Annotated in this window: 2 rRNA genes; both read left to right on the top strand. The window is 47.5% G+C overall.

The window, feature by feature from the left end:
* Nucleotides 1-75 (top strand): 16S ribosomal RNA (locus tag J5Y03_RS19690); the annotation flags it as partial.
* A gap of 151 nt (nucleotides 76-226) precedes the next feature.
* Nucleotides 227-1,445: ribosomal RNA gene (locus J5Y03_RS19685) — 23S ribosomal RNA — on the top strand; the annotation flags it as partial.

The raw sequence follows: 1,445 nt of genomic DNA, 5'->3' as shown, positions 1-1,445 counted from the left end.
AAGGTGGGACAGATGATTGGGGTGAAGTCGTAACAAGGTAGCCGTATCGGAAGGTGCGGCTGGATCACCTCCTTTCTATGGAGACATCATGAACTTCGGTTCATGTATGAAATGTTTCTTCATTGTTTTGTTTAGTTTTGAGAGTTCATCTCTCAAACTTGTACCTTGAAAACTAGATAATGTCATTCATTGAACTGCGTAAGTTTAATAAATATCTTTTTTAATTAGTTAAGTTAGAAAGGGCGCACGGTGGATGCCTTGGCACTAGGAGCCGATGAAGGACGGGACTAACACCGATATGCTTCGGGGAGCTGTAAGTAAGCTTTGATCCGGAGATTTCCGAATGGGGGAACCCACTATTCGTAATGGAATAGTATCCTTACTTGAATACATAGAGTATGGAAGGCATACCCAGGGAACTGAAACATCTAAGTACCTGGAGGAACAGAAAGCAAAAGCGATTTCCTGAGTAGCGGCGAGCGAAACGGAAGATAGCCCAAACCAAGAGGCTTGCCTCTTGGGGTTGTAGGACACTCTATACGGAGTTACAAAAGAACGAGGTAGATGAAGCGACCTGGAAAGGTCTGTCGAAGAAGGTAAAAACCCTGTAGTCAAAACCTCGTTCTCTCTTGAGTGGATCCTGAGTACGGCGGAACACGTGAAATTCCGTCGGAATCCGGGAGGACCATCTCCCAAGGCTAAATACTACCTAGTGACCGATAGTGAACCAGTACCGTGAGGGAAAGGTGAAAAGCACCCCGGAAGGGGAGTGAAAGAGAACCTGAAACCGTGTGCTTACAAATAGTCAGAGCTCGTTAATGAGTGATGGCGTGCCTTTTGTAGAATGAACCGGCGAGTTACGATCCCGTGCAAGGTTAAGTTGAAGAGACGGAGCCGCAGCGAAAGCGAGTCTGAATAGGGCGATATAGTACGTGGTCGTAGACCCGAAACCGTGTGATCTACCCATGTCCAGGATGAAGTTCAGGTAACACTGAATGGAGGTCCGAACCCACGCACGTTGAAAAGTGCGGGGATGAGGTGTGGGTAGCGGAGAAATTCCAATCGAACACGGAGATAGCTGGTTCTCCCCGAAATAGCTTTAGGGCTAGCCTTATGTGTAAGAGTCTTGGAGGTAGAGCACTGATTGGACTAGGGGTCCCCAACGGATTACCGAATTCAGTCAAACTCCGAATGCCAATGACTTATCCATAGGAGTCAGACTACGAGTGATAAGATCCGTGGTCAAGAGGGAAACAGCCCAGACCGCCAGCTAAGGTCCCAAAGTATACGTTAAGTGGAAAAGGATGTGGAGTTGCTTAGACAACCAGGATGTTGGCTTAGAAGCAGCCACCATTTAAAGAGTGCGTAATAGCTCACTGGTCGAGTGACTCTGCGCCGAAAATGTAACGGGGCTAAACGTATCACCGAAGCTGCGGATTGATACC

This window comes from Gottfriedia endophytica (genome assembly GCF_017814275.1).
GTDB classification, from domain to species: domain Bacteria; phylum Bacillota; class Bacilli; order Bacillales; family Bacillaceae_G; genus Gottfriedia; species Gottfriedia endophytica.
Note: the sequence above shows the minus strand (reverse complement) of the source record. Positions and strands in the feature narration are given on the sequence as shown.